Here is a 21578-nt window from a genome sequence, read left to right on the forward strand (position 1 = left end):
GCAATAGAGTAAGTTTGCAATAGAGCAACTGTAATAGAAGCAACTGTATAGAGCAATGCTAGTCCCCTCATAGTAGACAGACTCATGCGAGATATCGCCCTGTTTATGATGAGGGGATTTTTCTATACAATTATCAACATATTTCGACAATATTCGCCTGAGCTTTAATACTCTTGTGATACCTCGATAACAATTTGATGTGACAATGAGTAAGAGAATGCGTTCTGTATAGTCAGAACTCCACTTGTGTGCACGTAAGTACATAAGAGGAGTTTTGCATAGCAGACAGAGATTGAAGGTCAGGGAGGATTATTGTGTTGGGAAAACGATTGCTGTCATGCTGTGTTGTGCTTAGCTTTATTGCGGGGGCTTTGAGTCCTTTGTCAGGCTTTACGGGTGTATCTTATGCGGCAGAGGGTGGTAGCCAAGACGGGCGCGATGCGCAGGGGAAATGGGTAACTGGAGAATATCATATACATACAACACAATCGGATGACGCACAAGGCAAATTGCAAGATGTACTGGATGCTGCATTTGAGCAAAATGGACTCGACTGGGTAGCCTTATCAGAGCATCTTCGTATGTCTGGACGCGATGAGGATGGGAACACCCTCGGATCTCCTATTCCTGTATCGAAGGGGATTGCGCTCTATCAGGCACCGAAGATCAAGGAATTACAGGATGCCGGGAAATATGCGGGCAAGACGATATTCAGTGGCTTCGAGTGGGATATGCCGACTTATGATCATGTGAGCGTAGGGATCATTACGGATGATCCTGGCTCTCCTGCTGCGCTAAAGGCGATCAACCAATTCGAATATCTGTTCTCGAACCGGGATGCAAGTCTGTTCGATCCAGCAGACGTGCTAGCCTGGAATGCGGCTGATCAACGGGCCTACTCGACAGCCAGTGATGCCAGACAAGCATTTCGCTGGCTGGCAGCGAATTATCCTGACAGCTACGCCTTGTTCAACCATCCTTCTCGGAAGAATGGAACGAGCGCCGAGCTGAAGGTGCAGGACATTCGCGACATGAATAATATTGCGCCTCGTGTTGCTTTTGGCTTCGAAGGCATTCCGGGTAACCAGATGGCTCCGGATCGTGGTGAGACTGTTGATATCTACGGGGGAGCCGATGTTCGCATTGCTAAGGTCGGAGGCATGTGGGATGCCCTGCTGGGTGAGGGACGGAAGTTCTGGAACTTCGGGAACTCTGATTTTCATTTCAAGATCAGCAGTGACCGCAGGTATTCCAGCGGCTATTGGCCAGGAGAGTATTCGAAGAATTATACATGGGTAGAGGGCAGTGACATGAAGTCCATTGTCGAGGGCATGCGTTCAGGCAAATCCTTCTCAGCGACGGGTGATCTCATTAACGCTCTTGATTTCAGCATCCAGAGTGCTGAAAGCATGAAGGAAATGGGTGGCGAGCTTGAAGTAGCTGCTGGTGACGAGATGGAGCTGAAGATTCGCTTCAAGAGTCCGAACCAGAACAACAACGGTGATCCTGTGCAGGTAGACCATGTTGACCTGATTGTCGGCAATGTAACAGGACCAGTTGAGCCCGGAACTGCGGCCTACAACAAGGCTACCAACGACACAACCAAGGTCCTGAAGCGCTTCACAAGCGCAGACTGGGTGACGGATGCAGAGGGGTATAACACGATTACCTATCCGGTTGGTCCCGCAAGCGAGAATCAATATTTCCGACTCAGGGGAACGAATCTGGGCACGGACGTTCCTGGAGAGACGAGCAATGGGGAGCCGCTGCTTGACCAGAAGAATACGACGGTGGACAACGAGACACGTTTTACCCAGATCAATGATCGCAATTATTCGGACCTGTGGTTCTATTCGAATCCGATCTTTGTCAATGTGACGTACAGCGATGAGCAGGCCGTACAGGATGCATTACAGGATATCCAGCTTCCAGCGCAGCCTGTAAGCACAGATATTCAGCTACCGCTCATGGGAGACCATGGAGCTAGCATTACTTGGGACAGCTCAGATACTGCGATTGCCGAGGTAACAGGTGGCACGCTACGAATCTCGCCTCCTGCTATTGGTCAGCCGGACGCAGAGGTTACACTGACAGCTACGGCTACCAAGGGAGCTGTGAGTGACACGAGAACGTTCAAGCTTGTCATTCGAGCAATTACAATTGATGATGCGATGCTGCGGTATACCTTTAGCCAGGATACGGTTGCTGGAACCGAAGTAAGTGATACTTCTGGAAATGGTCATGCCGGCGTACTGATCGGCGGAGCCGAAGCGACTACTGATTACGATGGAGCCATAACCCTGGATGGTACGAATGACGCCATTCAACTTCCGAATGGTATATTGAGCAATGTTGAGGCTGCTACCATATCCATTAGTGTGGAGATTGATCCAGCCAATGCCCGTCCATCGTGGTTATATTCCTTTGCCAGCAATCCAACAGTCGTGCAGGGTACCCGCTATCTCGGGATGCTGGAGGATTCGAGTGGGATATATCGCACATCCATTACGCCGAACTGGTATGTTGGAGAACAGACCGTATCCAAGGGAGCTTCCGTCAATAAAGGAGTGCTGAAAAACCTCATATACACCATCTCTGGCAATACAGCAACATTGTATGAGGACGGTGTTCAGGTTGGACAAAACACTGCGATGACGCTGTCGCCGAAGGACATTGAAGCGACCGTAGCTAACTATATAGGCAGACCTCCTTATTCTGGTGACCGTTATTTCAAGGGCAAGGTCTCAGACTTCCGTATCTATAGTCGGGCCCTCAGCTCCAAAGAGGTTGCAGCTATAGCGGCAGAGGAGCTGGAATACAAGGGCTCCATCAGCGGATTTGTTACTGACGGGACTGGGGCCGTGGAAGGGGCGAGCGTCGCCGTAACTATTCGTGGACAGGTCTATTCCACAATGACAGCGGCTGATGGCAGCTACGTACTGGAGGAGATCCCGGCTGGCTCGGGCTACGTGCTGTCTGTATCCAAGGACGGATTCATCACAGCCACTACAGGGCAGGTGCAAGTGAATAACGGGCAGACAACTACGGATATGAATGTGAAGCTAAGTGCTGTACCAGTTCTGCATACAGTATTGTTTGACAGCAACGGTGGGGATACAGAGGCTTCTCCTGCTACAGTGACCGTGACTGCCGGGGAAGCGATGACGGAGCTACCTACGCCGCCTACCCGTCAGGGGTACAGCTTTCTGGGCTGGAATACACAGGCCGATGGAACAGGAAGTGAATGGAACAGTGGTATACCTGTGAATACGAATCTGGTTGTGTATGCACAGTGGCAAGCGGAGCAACCAGAAGTAACTACAGGTACAATTACAGGAATCGTCTCGGATGGCACACAGCTTGTTGAGGGAGCCAGCGTCAGTGTATCTGTCGGCAGCAGCGTATATGGCGTAACGGATAGCGTGTACTCTACAACTACGAATGTGAACGGCAGCTATACCCTGGTGAACATTCCAGCAGGTACAGAATATGCAGTCACAGCGCAAAAAAATGGCTACATCACCAATCAAATTAGTGGTGTGAATGTAGCTGCGAACCAAACTACCAGCAACGCTAATATCATCCTGACGCCGATCGTTACTGCACCAAGCTACTTTAACGTTGTTTTTGACAAAAATGGTGGGACTACAGAAGCAATGCCAGGAGCCATAGCTGTACTCTCCGGTGAGCATATGCCAGCATTGCCGAGCCCACCGACGCGCACGGGATATCGGTTCATGGGCTGGAATACACAGCCGGATGGAAGTGGCACGGCCTTTACGACAGAATCTGTTGTGGATAGCGAGCTGATCGTATATGCACAGTGGCGAGTAGTATCGAGCTCAAGTGATCATCATGATTCCTCCGGATCAGGTGGTGGTGGAAGCAGTACAACTACGACACCTGCCAGTCCGTATGTGAAGCCTGAATTTATTGAAGAAGGTAGCGCAGGGGTACGCGTAGATCTGTCCCGGGGATCAACGTTATTGTCGCAATCGCAGATTACAGTGCTGGTGGAATTGAACAAGAGCCGTGAAGTTGTGCTTAGCGGGCCGAACTATTCCTTTACGTTCCCCGTAGGTAGCATGGCGGTCGTTCAGGGCACCACAGACTTTGACTTTGGACTGCGCTTCAACGCAGGAGCGAATCTCAGCACAATTAACGAATTAGCTGGCCAGCATGGAGCCTTGATCGTTAGCTACAATGGTACTGGGGAGCTGCCTGGGCAGGTAAACATCAGGCTTCTTGTTGGCTCACAATATGCAGGTCAGACGTTGTACTACTATTATCTAAATGAGACAACAGGTGAATTGGAATTCCTACAAAATGCGCCAGTGGACAGCGAAGGCTACGCCACAGTGCAGCAATCGCATTTATCCGAATATGTGTTCACGACGGAGCTGCTGACACCTGACAGTCACATTGGCAAGCTTACAATGACACCTGGCATTGCGTCGTTGTCGGATAAGACGCTTGTACCATATGTTATGGTGAACGGGATACAACGCATTATAAAGCTGAGCGCTATGTCTGGTGGACAGATGCATTTCATTGGAGACAGCTCAGTTCATTACAGCTTCAAGGATAATGCGAAGAGCTTCACGGATACAGCGGGACACTGGGCACGCGAGTCGATAGAGTTCGTAACTGCACGCGAGTTGTTCGGCGGAACGACGGAGCAGACCTTCAGCCCGAATGCGACCATGACACGTGGCATGATCGTTACGGTGCTGGGCCGCCTGGCGGAGGCTGAGACAGAGGGACATGCAGCTCGCTTCAGCGATGTTCAGCCAGATGCTTACTATGCCGGCTATATTGGCTGGGCAGCAGATAATGGAATTGTTAATGGCACGGGGTCTCAGCGTTTTGAACCTGATGCACCTGTGACTCGCGAACAGCTTGCTGTGATCATGGTGAACACATTGAAGCACATGGAGCTGACAACGGACACGAATGAGGCTAATCCATCAACGATAGCCGCATACGCCGACCAAGATCTTGTCAGCAGCTGGGCCACGGAGAGTGTGAATCGTCTCATCTCGATGGGAGTTTTGAGCGGTAAGGCGAATTATCGTCTGGACCCGCAGGGGAACGCGACCCGAGCTGAGCTGGCTGCGATGCTTGAGAGAATGATTGAACATACTGTAGCTGGGCAGTGAACGTATATTCCATAACCCTTAACTTTGTGGAGCATACAAGAAGACCGTATCCAGTTCTGTGAACTAGAACGTCGCACCAATCGCTAAAGATGTTATAACGGGCTTGGCCATGTGAATAGCCGACTCCTCCAGTGTGTGTACTGTGAGGGGGCGGCTATTTATATAGACGTGAAGTGCAGCCGAGAGGGGCGAGTAAGCTGTCCCTCATCTTTTGTCGAGTTTTGTTAAATAAATGCTTGACTTTTATGAACTCCAGGAGTAAGATATAAAAGTCAGCTCCGATAGAGAGCGGAATTGAGGATTGTTAGCTCAGTTGGTAGAGCATCTGACTCTTAATCAGGCGGTCCAGGGTTCGAGTCCCTGACAATCCATCCTATCATGTACCGAGTAAGATGATGATTTACGTTGAGTGAACATCATAACCTCCAGAAATGGCTGTTTCCCAGAATGTTGGGAGACAGCCATTTTGTTATTTTTCTACTTTTCCCCCAATGGGGGATATTTCACGACAGGCCATTTTTCCTTGCGCAGTGCATCCATCAGCTCAGGTGATGCATGGATATTGTCTTGTACAAGCTGCTTGGGAGTTAAGGCCATCCATTGATTCAATGAGACGTCCTCAAAGCGATCGCTGCGAAAAATTTCAAGGAACCACAGCGTGTCTGTTCCGGTGTTCTGTACATAATGCCCCATTGCTACGGGCACGTAGCCAACGTCGCCTGCACGGACGTCGAAGGTCCGCGCTGTACCGTTGCCTCCGAAGACAGTCATGCGTCCTTGCCCTGTCAGGTAATATTGCCATTCATCCGCATTGGGGTGCCAATGTAGCTCCCGCATGGCTCCAGGAAGAATTTCGACTAATGCAGCAGCCACTGTCGTGGAAGCTGGAAAGTTCGTTGAGTCCACAATCCGTACACTGCCTCCGGGTGTGATGATCGGTGTCTGCTCCAAGAGTCGATATGTGAAGGACAGCGGAACGGTCCCGTACGGTGAAGAAATAGCTTCACTACTAATGGGGCCGGGGACTGTATCCTGAAAAATATATACCTGCTCGTCGGGTCTGCCATCAAAGGCCGTTTCCGGTACGCCAAAATTGGCAGACAGGATCTCTGCAGGGGTATGTGCGAACCAATCCGAGATCGACAACGTATTAAGGTCGGAGAATGATCCGTCGTCAAATACGAGCAGGAACTCGCAGCCCTCCTCAAGTCCCTGGATCGAGTGAGGGAGTCCCTTGGGGAAGAACCATAAATCTCCTGGCCCGACATCCGCGATAAAATTACGCCCATTCTGATCGACAGATGTGACTCGTGCAGTTCCCCAGATCATGTAGGCCCACTCTGATTGCTGATGCCAGTGTAACTCCCGTACACCCCCCGGTGTCAGGCTCATGTTCACTCCGGCGAGCGTGGTTGCAATCGGCAAATCTCTGACGGTAATCTCACGGGACCAGCCGCCATGATTCAATTGCATATGAGTATCAGAGAAGGACATGCGCAGATTGGGTAGCAGCCCTGCATCGGTTGCGGGAGGGACGAGCATATCGGGGTTCTGGAGGTCCCTTAATACATCCCGGGGACCAAGGTCCAGACCACCTGCTCCGTCCTTACGAATGGGTTGTGGAACAATCCATTGTTTCTTTTCCACAGGGTTCTTGCTTTTCGATATGTCATCGTTCATGCTACAACGCTCCTTTGAGGTCGGATGCCGCTAACATAAGCTACTGATATATAGGTATGAATTAGCGCCAGTCCGTTATGTTAAAAGGAGTAGTGAGCAATCTTTTCTGCAGTAATACAAAAAACAGGACGGATAAAATTATCGCGTCCTGCTCTGTGGCCCAGTTCCCTCGGATATGGAGAATGAACAGTGGGAAATAAGTATATTATTTCTTAATTTGCTCACCGCTGAAGATCTGAAGATCCATTGGCGCTGCCATGAATTCTGGAGCAATCTTCACGAAAGCTTGAAAGTGCTCGCTGCTGTTATGCACAGCTGTAGCAGCCTCATCCTTCCATAGCTCGACCATGGTGTAACGATACTCCTGGTCCGTGCTCTTGGTCAGCTCGTAGCTAATGTTTCCTTCTTCCAGTCGGGTAGCAGCCACAAGGGGCTTTGCGGCAGCAAGGAATTGTTGTTCCTGTTCAGGTTTGATTTGCATGTGCGCATGAATAATAAGCATAATATCTCCTCTTTTCGATAGAATGAATGTGAAAGAATGCTTGATATAGCTGGTTATTATATGCAAGGCCAAAATACATCAAGGGGATTGATGTATTCAGCCAGTAACCACATTATGCCCAGGTTGTAACAGTCTCAACAGGCAGACGATAGGATGGGTAGCCTTCTTTGGCCGCTTTGCCGACGGTAATCAGCATAACCGGCTGGTAGCGGTCCTTGTCCATACCGAAGGTTTCTGCAATGCGTGCCTTGTCATAGCCGCCAATCGGATTGGTGTCATACCCGTGTGCACGTGCGACCAGCATGAATTGCATGGAGACGAGTCCAGCATCAATCAGGTTCACATCACGCAGATCAGCTGGGGACTGGTTCTCATAATACTCTTTAACTCTTGGAACCAGCGTATCCATCACCTCTGCAGGCATATACCCGCGTTTTACAGCCTCAGCATAAATGTTCTCCAAATACTCTACATTGTTCATATCCACGAAGACAGCAACGACTGCAGCGGAAGTCTCTACCTGCGTCTGATTAAAGCTGGCGAGTGGCAGCATTTTCTCCTTACCTTCTGGGCTGTCAATGACCAGGAAGCGCCAAGGCTGCATGTTGACGGAGGATGGTGCACGCATTGCTTCCTCCAGCATTTCTGTCAGCTCTTCGCGGCTGATTTTGACCTCTGGATCGTAAGCCTTCACCGAACGGCGGCCGTAAGTCACTTCATTAAAATCGTTAGTTGCTTGGAAATTTCCCATGGTTCAACACTCCTTATTAGTTAGATGTCTATTTTTTTAATGTAAAAGAATAAATAAGCTTTCAGCGGCGCTAAACAATTCGAGGATCACAGGAAAAACTTCAGCTAAAGGCGGTCTGTCTGCTGTGAAAGAACAAAGATAGACGTTTTCCTAGTCACCATTGTGACTTCGTGTGCGATTACACGGAGCATGCATACATTTAAATATTATTCTGCATGCGCTGCAGATAATCGGCCAGCTGAGATACTTCCTCTTCAGTAAAATTGTGTAGTAGCTGCCCCAGAAAGACCTCTTTTTCCTTGCGAAAGGCTGCTATCCGCTCTCGACCATGCTCTGATAGCTGCACGAAGGTAACACGCTGATCATCCGGCTTTTTGCTGCGGACAATCATCCCCTCAGCCTCCAGCTGCTTAAGGTGCCGAGTGATGGCTGCACTGTCGATATTAATTAGCTTTTGCAGCATCGACTGGTTAATCTCCTCCACTTGGCAGAGCTCATGCAGGATGTCTAATCTGGACGAACTGATTCCGGTACAACGCTCGAACTTTGGACTCATCTGGTTACCGAGTGTGTTCAGTAGGTATAGGACCTGTTCCTGGTCGTTAACTGGACGTGTCATGTTCCACCTCCTTAGTAGCTTCTATTAGTGCAGAGTATCTTGTGACTGTCAGCTAATAGCCATCCAAGACCTGATACGAGAGACTGCTACGATCAACTGCGAATCTAATATGCTGCAGGAGGATCGTGATGTAAAAGTCAAGGATTCTCTAAATAGGATTTTTCTGATAATATTACAAAATATATTCGTTGTATCATTAATATACATATCCTGACTATAGCCTTGCCTGATGACAAAGTAATCATGGATTGCCGAGCTATATATGACAGGCCTATTCATGTTAGCTACTAGCTTATTCCTGCGCATGTTGTCCATGCTTGAAGAATAGAAGTCAGTGTACGATGTTAAGATTAGGGGTGAACCCATCAATTCAGCTCGCATAGATCATACTCTGGTGAACTATTTGACCCATCAATACTTGACTCATCAATGTTTGATGCCTCAATCAATATATCATGTCTAAATCTGAAATGCAATAGTGCAGTTAACACACAATAGACTAGTAATGGGATGGGCATTAAATTATCAAAACTTTGTAATTTTCTTCACAATATTATCAACGTACTTCTATTATAATAATCTAATTGAATTGAATGGGGCTGATCCATGTCTGGGTTCGCAAAAAACAGAGGGTAGGAAATTTTAATTGGCACCTATCTGTGAAAACGCTATAATTGGTAATAGGTACGACCTGAGGGGGATTTACATGAAAAAAGGAATCATGTTCTACAAAATCTTTTTACCGATTCTCGTGCTCGGTGTAACGCTTGTTATTAGCTTCGGCAGCTATATCTATATTTATACCACCAACTCAGTCATAGAGAGCGTCGCGAACGGTAAACAGAATTACATTACACAGATCAAGAACAATTTGGAGCAGAAAATTCAGACCATTGAATATGCCTTCAACACATATAGCACTACCAGCTCGTTTCGAGATGTCGTCCTGAGTCCAATTACAGAGAAGGATTTCATTGCCTATCGGGATGTTAACACTCAATTGAATTATATTGCTACGATGGGTATGGAGGGAACGGAGTATTCCCTAATCAGTCTGGAGAAGAACTGGAAAGTAGCCAATGGCACGCTAAGTTACCTGTCCGACGAAGATCGTAAAGAGATGTTTGCTTCATATATAGAGAATCAGAATAGCTCTCAATTCTGGGTAAAGACAGATGAAGGAATACAATTCGTAAATACATTACCTGTATTCTCCAAGAAAAAGCAGGCTATCGCACTTTCAGATATTTCTTTGCAAACGTTAAACAACTCCATTCGTTCCGGTGACGAGAACACCAACGTGTACATTCTGAATCGTCAAGGTGTTCTTATGTATGAGACAGCGCCGACGCCGGGGCTATTGTCGGATAGCCAGCTTAAGCAGATTATGGAGTCGGTTGGAACAGAACCTGCTGGAGGGAAGCTCACGCTTGAACAACAACGTGGCGGACCTTTGATGATTATGTATTCCAAATCCTCTTATAATAATTGGACTTATTTGACAGTATTGAATCAGGAGGAGATCGCCAGTGCCCTAAAAGTGACCAAGTTTGGTCTGATTGCTATGGGCGTTCTACTGGTGTTGCTTATGGTGGTGGTAGCTTACATTATTGCAGTCTATTTCACGAAGCCCATCCAACAGATCAAGCGCAGTCTTCCCAAGAACACACAGGATGCAGCCAAAAATGAAATTGACTGGATTCTGAATTCGATCGACAACATCATTACCGAGAAGGAAAGCCTTGAGACACTTATGGAGTCTGAGATGCCGCAGTTAGAGACTCAGCTCATCCTTAATCTATTCCGCAATAGAGTCACTGCAGAGGAGCTTGGGCTCAAGCTGCCACGCCTGGGATATAGAGATATGGAGCACTACAGATTCATGACGGTGCTAGTTCAGCTGGATAATCTCGGAAAACGTGAGCCTACGGATATGGACGTGCTGCTAATAGCCATTAATAAGCTTACGGAGGAAGTGGTTCCTTCCGAGCAGCGCATGCTCCCGATTATCCTGAATTCGAACACGCAGGCTACAATCCTGATGTTCAAGGATCTGAGCGAGCAGGAGATGAATAAGCAGGTGCTGGCTTATGCTAAATCCCTGATCAAGAGTGTTAAGGAATATCTTAATTTGTCTGTCAGCATTGGCATTAGTAAGGTCTATGATCAACTGCTTGAAAGCAAGGAAGCCTGCGAGATGAGTAAGCAAGCGCTCCATCAGCGTCTCAATCTCGGTAAGGAATCCATCATTTTCTATGAAGATATCTCTCAGGTCGTATCTGGACCTGTACTGGTGCAGTATCCTGCAGAGCTGGAGTCACAGCTATTCGATGCAATCCGTCTTGGGGATGAAGATATGGTTAGCCGATATCTGTATCCTTTGCTGGCTGAACTGATGAAGAAGAGCAAGAATTCCATGAATTTTGAAGTTATGCTGGTTCGACTGGTGAACAACCTGATCCAACTGGAGCAGACACTTGGCATTGAGGTGCTCTTGACTCATGACAATCATGCTCTGTACCATAAGCTACTGAGCATTCGCAATCCCGAGGAGATTGAGCGCTTGCTAGTGGACGAGGCGATCTTTCCGATGGTTCGATGCATGAAGGAGAAGACCAACAAGCAGTTCCGCGGGCTCTCGGAGCAGATTGCCGATATTATTCGCACGGAGTATGATCAGGAGCTGTCTCTTGAGATTATTGGCGATCGCCTTCATTACAACCCTAACTACTTGAGTAGTATCTTCAAGAAGGAGTTCGGGACGACTTTTAGTGATTACCTGATGAGCTATCGACTGGAAATGGCCAAGAAATGGCTGACAGAGACTGAGATGACTATTAAGGAAATTGCAGAACGGCTTCAATACCATAATCCTCAGAACTTCATCCGGTCATTCCGCAAGAAGGAGCTCGTGACGCCTGGTGCCTATCGCAAGATCAAGCAAGCTAATTAGTTAATATCAATAGAATATTGAAGGAGCAGAGGCTTCCTGGAATCACATGATTCCGTTGGGAGCTTCTTGTGCCTAAGCTCCTGCACATCCTGCTTTCATGCGTAGTAGAACTCGTAGAGTAGTGTATGTAGTGTAGTGCATGTAGTGTAGTGCATGTAGTCTAGTGTAGTGTAATGAAGTGAAGTGAAGTGTAGTGAAATGTCCAGTGGATCGGGACTCGTGCTAGATCAGTAAGTCCTCCAAAAGAAAAGCAGCAAGTTTCTGATGATGTCGGAAACTTGCTGCTTGGTGTCTTATCCTTTTACTGCACCCAGCAGGGCACCTTTAGTGAAGTGTTTTTGTACGAATGGATAGGCAATGAGCATTGGCACTGTTGCAATCACGATAACGGCCATTTTGATCGTCTGTGCAGGTGGTATGACATCTACCGAGCCTGAATCTGCCTGCATACCACTGGATACGATGACTATCTGGCGCAGCAGGATTTGTATTGGCCATTTAGTTGAGTCATTAATGTAGAGAATCGCATTCATGTAAGTGTTCCAGTAAGTTACACCGTAGAACAGTGAGATCGTTGCAATGGATGGCAGGGCCAGCGGCAGCATGATTCGGAAGAAGACGACGAAGTCATTGGCACCGTCCATCTTGGCAGATTCCTCAAGGCTTTCAGGGAGCGCCTGAAAGAAGTTACGCATAATGATCAAGTTGAAGGCATTAATGGCAACCGGGATGATCAGCGACCAGTAGGAGTCGATTAGACCCATGCTTTTTACTACGAGAAATGTAGGGATCATACCACCGCTGAAGAGCATGGAGAACACGATAATGAAGTTGATAGCCCCACGTCCGACCAGGTACTGTCTGGACAGCGCGTAAGCCATAAATGCAGTTAAGACCATACTTACTAATGTACCTACTAATGTTACGCCAACAGAGACACTTAGGCCCTTGAAGATCGTTGGTGTGGAAAGAATGTACTGATAGGCATCCAACGAGAACGTAGTAGGGAATAGTATGAATTTCTTGGCTACTACCTCCTGGGTTGTTGCGAATGAGCTGGCGATAACGTTTACAAAGGGTAGTAGACAAGCGAGAGCGATAATGACCAGCAAGGAATTGTTCACAACCGTAAATATAAGGTTGCTTGCGGTCTGCTTTTTGAAGGATGCTGATGCCATGCGTTAACCTCCTAGAGTAGAAATCATTTATAAGTTAACTTTACCAAGCATGGGGGATTCCGTATATAATCCGCAGGCGAGATTGTCCGTGCTATGACCGGTATCGAGTGGGGGCCTAACGGGATAATCATTATGTTGTGGGATAATCCTCAAATGATGTGTATATGGGAAAAACGCTGTAACCACAAGGGATCTGCAAGCGCTATCACGAGATGATTATGTACGGAATGCCAATGTTCCAGTATGCTGAGGCATGTAAACGGAACGTTGATGAAGGAGGTTGCCCAGTGAAAGCAAATGTCACAGCTGTGGATGTGAACATTAAAAAGAAACGACGCACCAGCCAGTTCATGGGTATGAAACGAAACGCACTATTGTATCTCATGGTACTTCCCGGATTGATTTATTTCATCATCTTTAAGTACCTGCCGATGGGTGGTCTGATTATCGCATTTCAGGATTATCAGCCATACCTCGGAATCATGGGTAGTCCGTGGGTAGGATTGAAGCACTTTATTCGCCTCTTTACGGAACCAACCTTTTTTATGCTACTAAGTAATACACTGATTTTATTCGCCTTGAACATCGTGATCTTTTTCCCGCTACCTATTATATTGTCTCTGATGCTGAATGAAGTGAGACAGAAGGCATTCAAAAACATAATCCAGACAGTGATTTACATTCCACACTTTATGTCCTGGGTTATTATCGTGTCCATCTCCTATGTATTCTTGACAGTGGATGGCGGGGTTATCAATGAAATGATCGCTGCTCTGGGCGGAGAGAAAATCAGCTTCCTTACCTCTCCGGAATGGCTGCGTACCGTATATATCGGGCAGATCATCTGGAAAGAGCTTGGCTGGTCAACGATCATCTATCTGGCAGCTATTACAGTAGTTGACCCTCAGCTGTATGAAGCAGCAGAGATGGACGGAGCAAGTCGTCTCAGAAAGACATGGCACGTGACACTGCCAGCCATCCGTCCGGTTATTATCACACTGTTGATTCTCAAGATTGGGCATACACTGGATCTGGGCTTCGAGCATATGTATCTGCTCCTGAACTCACTGAACCGTGAGGTTGCCGAAATTTTTGACACCTATATCTATACAGCGGGCTTGCGTAACGGACAATTGAGCTTCAGTACCACCGTCGGTTTGTTCAAAGGCGTGGTAGGTCTGGTTCTGGTTGTGCTGTCCAATAAGCTCGCGAAGAAGATGGGCGAAGACGGAGTCTACTAAGATATTTACTACAGCAGGGGAGGATGTAAAATGATACAATTTGTGGAAACGGTCAATGCGTGGTGTATGAGGATACTTCGCTTGGTCTATCTGAACCTGCTGTGGACTGGCGGTACACTGCTGGGTCTGGTCCTGTTCGGGATCGGGCCGGCAACCATCGCTATGATGAGTGTGCTACGGCAGTGGATTCGCGGGAACGAAGAGGTTCCTGTATTCACTTCCTTCGTGAAGTATTACAAGGAAAGCTTCAAGGAAGGCTCTATACTCGGTCTGATCTATACGGTTGTCGGCTATGTGCTCTATATCGACTTGGCAAATATCAGTTCATGGTATCTGCGTGTCGTCATTTTTGTGGGGATTTTCCTGTATCTGATTTCACTGCTGTATATTTTCCCGCTGGTAAGTCATTATGACTGGAAGGGAATCTGGCTGAAGGTCAGAATGTCATTGATCATCGGATTCTCTAATTTACAGTATACCCTGGTACTTATGGTGGGAATTGCCCTGATTTACTTCCTGATTCTTAATCTATTCCCTGGAATTCTTACTTTTGCCGGAGCGAGCCTGATCGGATATCTGGTCATGTGGATGACGCATCAGGTGTTCAGCAGAATGGAACGAAAAGCTGTGGCGAAAGAGGAAGATATAGCTTTGCAAAAATAATAAAGGGGCTGTAAACAAACATGAAGACAATGGTACAGAAGTGTATGGCATTAATGCTCTGCAGCGGCTTACTATTGACGGCTTGTGCCGGTGGCGCGCAGGAAGGCGCTTCGAGCACGAGTGAAGGGGAAAACGGCAAAACCACGATTACATGGCTTAACATTCTGCACACAGCATCTCCACCTACAGACACGATTGTCGACAAGATTGAAGAGAAGACGAATACGGAAATTCAGTTCTCCTGGATTCCGGATGCCTCCAAGGAGGAACGAATTAATACAGCGCTTGCATCCGACTCGCTAGCTGACATTGTAACGCTAACGATGCTGGATAATTCCTCAGTACGTAATGCACTCAAATCAGGGATGTTCTGGGAGGTTAGACCGTATCTCGATGAATTCCCGAACCTGGCAAAAATCTCAGAGGATACGCGTGATTCTGCATCCATCGCTGGCAAGCTGTACGGGGTTCCATTCCAGAAGTCGCTTGCTCGTAACGGGGTAACGATCCGTAAGGATTGGCTCGACAAGCTGGGTCTGGAAGTGCCGAAGACTACCGATGAATTGATGGCTGTGGCCAAAGCATTTGCAGAGCAAGATCCAGATGGTAACGGTAAAAAGGATACAACGGGATTCGTAGACCGGAATGACCTAATCTATGGTGCCTTCAAGACACTCGGCTCTTACTTCGGAACTCCCAACAACTGGAAAGTTACTGGAGACGGTAAAATGATACCGGAGTTCGATACAGACGAGTATGTGGCTACCATGGATTATATGAGACAATTATATGAGAGCGGTTACATTAACCAAGACTTTGCAGTTACAGCCAAGACGGACCAGCAGCAAAGCTTCGCTCAAGGGAAGGCCGGTATCTATGTAGGTGCCCTGTTCGACAGTAAGAACCTGCTGAATATGGCTAAAGGCATTCAGGATGATATGGAGCTCGTGGTCGTTAACAACATTACTACCACTGGTAATGATGCAGATCGCGCGATCTGGGCAGCTAACAATGGTATTGGGGGCTTGCTGGCATTCCCGAAATCCCAGGTGAAGGACGAAGCTGAGCTGAAGCGCTTGCTGAAGTTCGTCAACGACCTGCTGGATGAAGAAGTCTACGCGTTAATGACGTACGGCATTGAAGGCGTTCACTATACTGTGGATGCTGAGAAAGCCACTACAATCACGAACAATGAGCTGTGGCAGCAAGAGGTACAGCCGCTGTCTGCCAGCCGTCCGAAGGAATTTGGTTACGAGATTCACGATGCAGATCCGTTGAAGAAAAAAGCGGATGAACTGATTCTCGACAATGAGAACTACGCTGTGCTGAACCCGGCCTATTCGCTGGATTCTGATACATTTACAACACAGGGCTCTGAGTTGCAAAAAATCATCACGGATGCAACTTACAAATATATTCTTGGCAAGTCTAGTCTGGAGGAGTTCAAGGCATCTGTAGAAAACTGGAAAAAATCCGGTGGTAATGCCATTATCCAAGAGTATGAGGCTGCCTACAAAGCAATTCAGAACTAGTATTTTTGCATAAATACGACTAGCGACTTTCAAGCTCATGCTTAATCCACAATGAATAGGTCAAGGTACTGTTTTTGATCTATTCATTGTGACCGATAGCGCTACGCTCCGAATGATGCAAAAATGCTGAATGAATCATCACAATACACATGAATTGGAGAATGGAACATGAAAAAGAAGCTTAGTGGTATTACAGCAGCAGTCCTGCTTACCAGCACACTGTTGACAGCTTGTGGAGGTGGCAGCCAAAGCGCAGCCCCTGGTGGAGATTCAAATGCGGCTTACGATCCTAATTCTACGGTGGAATTCACTTGGTTGAACGTACTTCATACAGCTTCCCCACCGACGGATGTCGTGAAGTCGAAGCTTGAGGAATACACCAAATCCAAAATTACATTTAACTGGGTACCTGATGCCTCCAAAGAAGAGCGGATTACAACAGCTCTGGCTTCAGGCCAATTGGCTGATATCGTAACGCTGACCATGATGACGAACTCATCCGTACGTAACTCCCTTAAATCCGGCCTGTTCTGGGACGTAGGTCCTTACCTGGATGAATATGAGAACCTGACGAAGATTCCACAAAATGTACGTGAAGCCGCCTCAATTGATGGCGTGCTGTATGGTGTACCATTCCAGAAGAATCTGGCCCGCGGTGGTCTGGTCATCCGTAAAGATTGGCTGGATAAGCTGGGTCTGGAAGTACCTACAACGCTGGATGAGCTGTATAACGTAGCTAAAGCCTTCACAGAGCAGGACCCTGACGGCAATGGCAAAAACGACACTACCGGGTTCGTAGATCGATCCGACCTTCGTTATAGCAGCTTCAAGACGCTGAGCTCATACTTCGGTACTCCGAACGGTTGGATGGTAGATGACCAAGGTAAATTTACACCTGAGTTCGAGACACCTGAGTATCTGGAGACACTTAAGTATCAAAAAGATCTGTATACTAACGGATACATGAACAAGGACTTTGCTGTTACGGCAAAGACAGACCAGCAGCAGCAATTCGCTCAAGGTCGTGCGGGCATTTACACAGGTATGGTAGACATTGCGAACCTTCGTAACCTGTCCCAAGGCTTGCAGGAAGGTATGGAGCTGGTGCCAGTGAACAAGATCTCCAATGGCGATGGACAGTATCATATCTGGTCTGAAGGCAGTGGCGTAGGCGGCTTGCTGGCATTCCCTAAATCCGAGGTGAAATCCGAGGAAGAGCTGAAACGCCTGCTGAAATTTGTAAACGACCTGATTGATGAAGAAGCATTCATGTATATGACTGGCGGTATTAAGGGAGAGCATTACGAGATTGATGAGAATGGCACTTACAAAATTATAAACCAGGACAAGTGGCAAGCGGATGTACAACCATTCTCCAGCTCCAGACCAAGTGAAGTAACCTATACGCTGAAGGATGCCAACCCAGAGAAGGCGCTGTCCAATGAACTTATTGAGGAGAACGCTAATTACGCTGTCCTGGACCCTACGGTTCCACTGGATTCTCCGACAGCCAATGATAGAGGTACAGAGCTCGAAAAAATCATTACGGATGCTTCCTTCAAATTCATTATGGGTGAGCTGGATGAAGCCGGCTTCAAGGCAGCTGTAGAGAATTGGAAGAACGCTGGTGGTAACCAGATAAAAACCGAATACGAAGAAGCCTATGCCAAGACAAAAACTAAATAAATAAAACACAGCGGGTACAACCGACTGTGACAGGAGGGATCAAGAGTGGAGCAGAAGCAATACTGGGCTGAGAAGACAGCTAAATCATTCATGGAACGCCTGCCGAATATTTATGATGATCGAGGTCACAATCGCAAGTGGTCCTACGATTATGGTGTTGTACTAAAGGGCTTCGAGCTGCTGTGGAAGCAGACGGGAAATGAAGAATACCTGCGTTACATTCAGGATCAGCTGGACTATTTTGTACAAGAGGATGGAAGCATCCGCGGTTATGGTATGGATGAATACAACATTGATCATATCAATAACGGCAAGCTTCTGTTTCTCCTGTACAAGGAGACTGGACATGAGAAGTACAAGAAAGCTGCTGCGCTTCTGCGCGAGCAATTGAAGACTCATCCCCGTACTTCGGAGGGGGCATTCTGGCACAAGAAAATCTATCCTTATCAAATCTGGCTGGATGGCTTATACATGGGAGCACCGTTCTACCTGGAGTATTTGCTGACCTTTGAGAATGCTGAGGGCATGGATGATGTCACCACCCAGTTCATTCTTTGCGAGAAGCATACGAAGGATGCCGAGACAGGCCTCCTGTACCATGCATGGGATGAGAAGCGTGTACAACCTTGGTGTAATCCTGAGACGGGGCTATCTCTGAACTTCTGGGGACGTTCCATGGGCTGGTTCGTGATGGCGCTTGTAGATGTGCTTGCACTGTTGCCGGAGGAACACAAGGATTACAAAGAGCTCGTTCGTATTCTTAATGAGACATTGACTGCGCTCAAGGCTTATCAGGACTCTGCAACAGGTGTCTGGTATCAGGTGGTGAACTTACCAGAGCGAAAAGGGAATTATCTCGAGGCTTCCGCTTCCAGCATGATTGCTTATGCACTGGCTAAGGGAATCCGTCTGGGCGTGCTTGATTCCTCATGGGAAGCGACACTTACGAAAGCATTCAACGGCATTATCACCGAATTCGTGATCGAGACCAAAGAAGGCTGGGTGAACCTGAACAAGAATTGTGCGGTGGCTGGACTTGGCGGAGCGGATCAACGTGATGGTACCTTTGCTTACTATATTAGTGAACCGATTGTAACAAATGACCAGAAGGGCTTTGGAGCATTCCTCCAAGCTTGTGGAGAATATGAATGGCTGCAGCGCCAAGGCTTGAGAACAGGAGTGGAACAAAATGCCAGTGTATAACATTGCAGATTATGGAGTTACCCAAGACGGAGTGGCAACAGCTGCCATTGCAGCTGCGATTGATGCGGCTAGTAAGGCTGGTGGCGGTACAGTAGTCGTGCCTGCCGGTACGTTCAAGACAGGAGCAATCTGGCTCAAGAGCAATATTGAGCTGCATCTAAGCCCGGGAGCTGTGTTGTCCTTCAGTACAGACCCTGAGGATTTTCCAATGGTAGAATCCCGGTGGGAAGGAGTGCGCCGCGAGGTGCATTCTCCCTGCATTTTCGGTAAGGATCTGGAGAACGTCTCTATTACAGGTAGCGGAACGATTGAAGGTAATGGACAGCCTTGGTGGGATACCTTCCGTAACCGCAGAGAGGAATTGAAGGCACCAAGACCGACCATGATCGGTTTTTACAACTGTAAGAAAGTTACGCTTCGGGACATTTCCCTACAGAACTCCCCGAGCTGGACGATTAATCCGATCCTGAGCTACAACGTGACGGTGGATAACGTATCAATTCTCAATCCTGCGGATTCACCAAACACAGATGGTATTAATCCAGAATCCTGTACTAATGTTCGAATCAGTAATTGCAATATCGATGTTGGCGATGACTGTATTGCGATCAAAGCAGGCACAGAGGATACGGCTGAACGGGTACCTTGTGAGAACATCACGATTACGAACTGCACTATGGTGCATGGTCATGGAGCCGTTGTGCTCGGCAGTGAGATGAGCGGCGATATCCGCAATGTAACGATTAGCAATTGTGTCTTCAAGCAGACAGATCGAGGCGTTCGTCTGAAGTCCAGACGTGGACGCGGTGGTACCATCGAGGATATCCGTATTAGCAATATCGTCATGGAGGATGTCATTTGTCCGTTCATCCTGAATCTGTATTATTTCTGCGGACCACGTGGTAAGGACAAATACGTATGGGATAAGAATCCTTATCCGATTACCGATGAGACACCTTGCTTCCGTCGCATTCATTTTGCCGATATTACAGCTCGCAACGTCCATGCTGCCGCTGGTTTCTTGTATGGATTGGCAGAGCGTTATATCTCGGAGATCACCTTCTCCAACATCGATATCTCGATGGCGAAGAATGCAATCCCAGGCAAGCCTGCAATGATGACGGGCATTGAGGATATGAACAACCGGGGCTTCTATCTTGGGAATGTAAGAGATATTCGCTTCCAGCAGGTAACGATTGAAAATCATGAAGGACCTGCCTTCTACATTGAGAACGGTGAGAAGGTAGAGTTATTGAATTGCGAGTCTAGAAATACCGCCAAGCCTGAGCAATTGGTCGAGCAGGTAGAGGTTACAGCAGGAACATAAAAGGGGGTCAGCGCAATGATAGAGGATCAGCTGAGGCTGTTGTTGGGCGATCTGCCCGCGGAGCGTCCGATCCATGCGACCACCCTGAAGGTTGAAGAACATGAGGGATTTCGTCTGGAATCCCTCTTGCTCGACCTTAATGGGCTGGAGCCTGTGCCTGCTTATGTGGCTGTACCGCTGCAGGGTAAAGGGCCATTTCCGCTCGTGGTGTTCAACCACTCCCACGGTGGCAATTACACAAACGGTCGTAAAGAATTTATCAAGAGCAGCGCTTATTTGCAGGAGCCATCCTTTGCCCAGACCCTAACGAGTATGGGCTATGCGGCATGCTGCATTGATATGTGGGGCTTCAATGAGCGTAGTGGTAAGGCTGAAAGTGAAATTGTGAAGGAGATGCTCTGGAAGGGACAGGTCATGTGGGGCATGATGCTATATGACAATCAACGCCTGGTGGATTATATGTCCAGTCGAGAGGATATCGATGCCTCCCGGATCGGAACCATCGGTATGTCCATGGGTGGCTTGATGGCTTGGTGGCTTGCAGCGCTTGATGAGCGGATCAAGGTCACCGTAGATCTGTGTGCTCAAGTGGATGCCGAGACGTTGCTTGCCAAGCGTGGACTGGACCATCATGGCTTTTATTCCTATGTTCCAGGTCTCTTGAAGCATTTCACAACGCTTGATATCCAGAAAAGGATTGTCCCTAGAGCTCGGATGAGTCTCGTCGGTATCCATGACCGTCTCTGTCCTCCGGAGGGAGTACAGCTGCTGGCGGAAGGACTGCATGTAGCTTATCAGGAAGCAGGCTATCCACAGCATTGGCAGCCCATCCACACTGGCGGAGGGCATATGGAGACATTAGAAATGCGAGTAGCCTGGCAGGAGTTTCTTGCCAGACATCTATAAACTACAGAATAGTCTGTTCGCCCAGCTAGCTGCCGCATAAGTCAGCTAATTAGGCAAACATAGATGTTCTCTAGTGGGCACAGTACGGTTCAGACTCATTGAATCTCCAGGTGAACAAGGTTAACTTGTTCACCTGACTGTATTTTAGAAATGCATTTAAGAAATGGCACTCGACAGA

Annotated in this window: 14 protein-coding genes and 1 tRNA gene; 10 read left to right on the forward strand and 5 right to left on the reverse strand. The window is 47.7% G+C overall.

Annotated features, from left to right (window positions below):
• Nucleotides 1-314: 314 nt before the first annotated feature.
• Entirely contained in the window at nt 315-5159 is a 4845-nt protein-coding gene (locus K331_RS31680) for an S-layer homology domain-containing protein (RefSeq protein ID WP_084165547.1), read from the forward strand.
• Between the two features lie 298 nt (nt 5160-5457).
• Nucleotides 5458-5530, forward strand: a tRNA-Lys gene (locus K331_RS0123005).
• Between the two features lie 106 nt (nt 5531-5636).
• On the opposite strand, the gene K331_RS0123010 is transcribed toward K331_RS0123005, so the two are convergent.
• The 4 genes from K331_RS0123010 to K331_RS0123025 all read right to left on the reverse strand — a co-directional run bounded on the left by K331_RS0123010 (nt 5637) and on the right by K331_RS0123025 (nt 8711).
• Nucleotides 5637-6839, reverse strand: a complete 1203-nt coding sequence (locus K331_RS0123010) for an oxalate decarboxylase family bicupin (protein WP_051289983.1) — start codon at nt 6837-6839, stop codon at nt 5637-5639.
• Between the two features lie 205 nt (nt 6840-7044).
• A complete protein-coding gene (locus K331_RS0123015) occupies nt 7045-7341 on the reverse strand; it encodes a putative quinol monooxygenase (protein ID WP_028592086.1) in 297 nt (98 codons plus the stop codon).
• A 112-nt stretch (nt 7342-7453) separates the two neighbouring features.
• Complete coding sequence (locus K331_RS0123020) at nt 7454-8092, reverse strand: nitroreductase family protein (RefSeq protein WP_028592087.1); 639 nt, start codon at nt 8090-8092, stop codon at nt 7454-7456.
• A gap of 199 nt (nt 8093-8291) precedes the next feature.
• Nucleotides 8292-8711: a MarR family winged helix-turn-helix transcriptional regulator gene (locus K331_RS0123025; protein WP_028592088.1), complete on the reverse strand. Its 420-nt coding sequence runs from the start codon at nt 8709-8711 to the stop codon at nt 8292-8294.
• 706 nt (nt 8712-9417) lie between these two features.
• Between K331_RS0123025 and K331_RS0123030 the strand changes: the two genes are divergently transcribed.
• On the forward strand, nt 9418-11664 hold the full coding sequence (locus tag K331_RS0123030) for an AraC family transcriptional regulator (RefSeq protein WP_028592089.1): 2247 nt from the start codon (nt 9418-9420) through the stop codon (nt 11662-11664).
• A 293-nt stretch (nt 11665-11957) separates the two neighbouring features.
• Here K331_RS0123030 and K331_RS0123035 read toward each other — a convergent pair whose 3' ends face one another.
• On the reverse strand, nt 11958-12842 hold the full coding sequence (locus K331_RS0123035; RefSeq protein ID WP_025680618.1) for a carbohydrate ABC transporter permease: 885 nt from the start codon (nt 12840-12842) through the stop codon (nt 11958-11960).
• Between the two features lie 350 nt (nt 12843-13192).
• Between K331_RS0123035 and K331_RS0123040 the strand changes: the two genes are divergently transcribed.
• The 7 genes from K331_RS0123040 (at nt 13193) to K331_RS0123070 (ending at nt 21400) form a co-directional block, all read left to right on the forward strand.
• Complete coding sequence (locus K331_RS0123040) at nt 13193-14083, forward strand: ABC transporter permease (protein WP_226383687.1); 891 nt, start codon at nt 13193-13195, stop codon at nt 14081-14083.
• A 30-nt stretch (nt 14084-14113) separates the two neighbouring features.
• Nucleotides 14114-14746: a YesL family protein gene (locus K331_RS0123045; protein ID WP_018886001.1), complete on the forward strand. Its 633-nt coding sequence runs from the start codon at nt 14114-14116 to the stop codon at nt 14744-14746.
• A 20-nt stretch (nt 14747-14766) separates the two neighbouring features.
• The gene (locus tag K331_RS0123050; RefSeq protein WP_028592091.1) at nt 14767-16278 is read left to right on the forward strand and encodes an extracellular solute-binding protein; all 1512 of its coding nucleotides are present in this window, start codon (nt 14767-14769) and stop codon (nt 16276-16278) included.
• A gap of 168 nt (nt 16279-16446) precedes the next feature.
• Nucleotides 16447-17964, forward strand: coding sequence for an extracellular solute-binding protein (locus K331_RS0123055; protein ID WP_028592092.1), 1518 nt, complete (start codon nt 16447-16449; stop codon nt 17962-17964).
• Nucleotides 17965-18009: 45 nt separating this feature from the next.
• The gene (locus K331_RS30295) at nt 18010-19167 is read left to right on the forward strand and encodes a glycoside hydrolase family 88/105 protein (RefSeq protein ID WP_036635648.1); all 1158 of its coding nucleotides are present in this window, start codon (nt 18010-18012) and stop codon (nt 19165-19167) included.
• On the forward strand, nt 19154-20494 hold the full coding sequence (locus K331_RS0123065) for a glycoside hydrolase family 28 protein (protein ID WP_028592093.1): 1341 nt from the start codon (nt 19154-19156) through the stop codon (nt 20492-20494). Before K331_RS30295 ends, K331_RS0123065 begins: the two co-directional genes overlap by 14 nt.
• A gap of 15 nt (nt 20495-20509) precedes the next feature.
• Nucleotides 20510-21400 carry a dienelactone hydrolase family protein gene (locus K331_RS0123070; protein ID WP_028592094.1) on the forward strand — a complete coding sequence of 297 codons (891 nt, stop codon included), beginning with the start codon at nt 20510-20512 and terminating at the stop codon, nt 21398-21400.
• The last annotated feature ends 178 nt before the right edge of the window (nt 21401-21578 follow it).

The organism is Paenibacillus massiliensis subsp. panacisoli DSM 21345 (assembly GCF_000426545.1).
Classification (GTDB): Bacteria; Bacillota; Bacilli; order Paenibacillales; family Paenibacillaceae; genus Paenibacillus; species Paenibacillus panacisoli.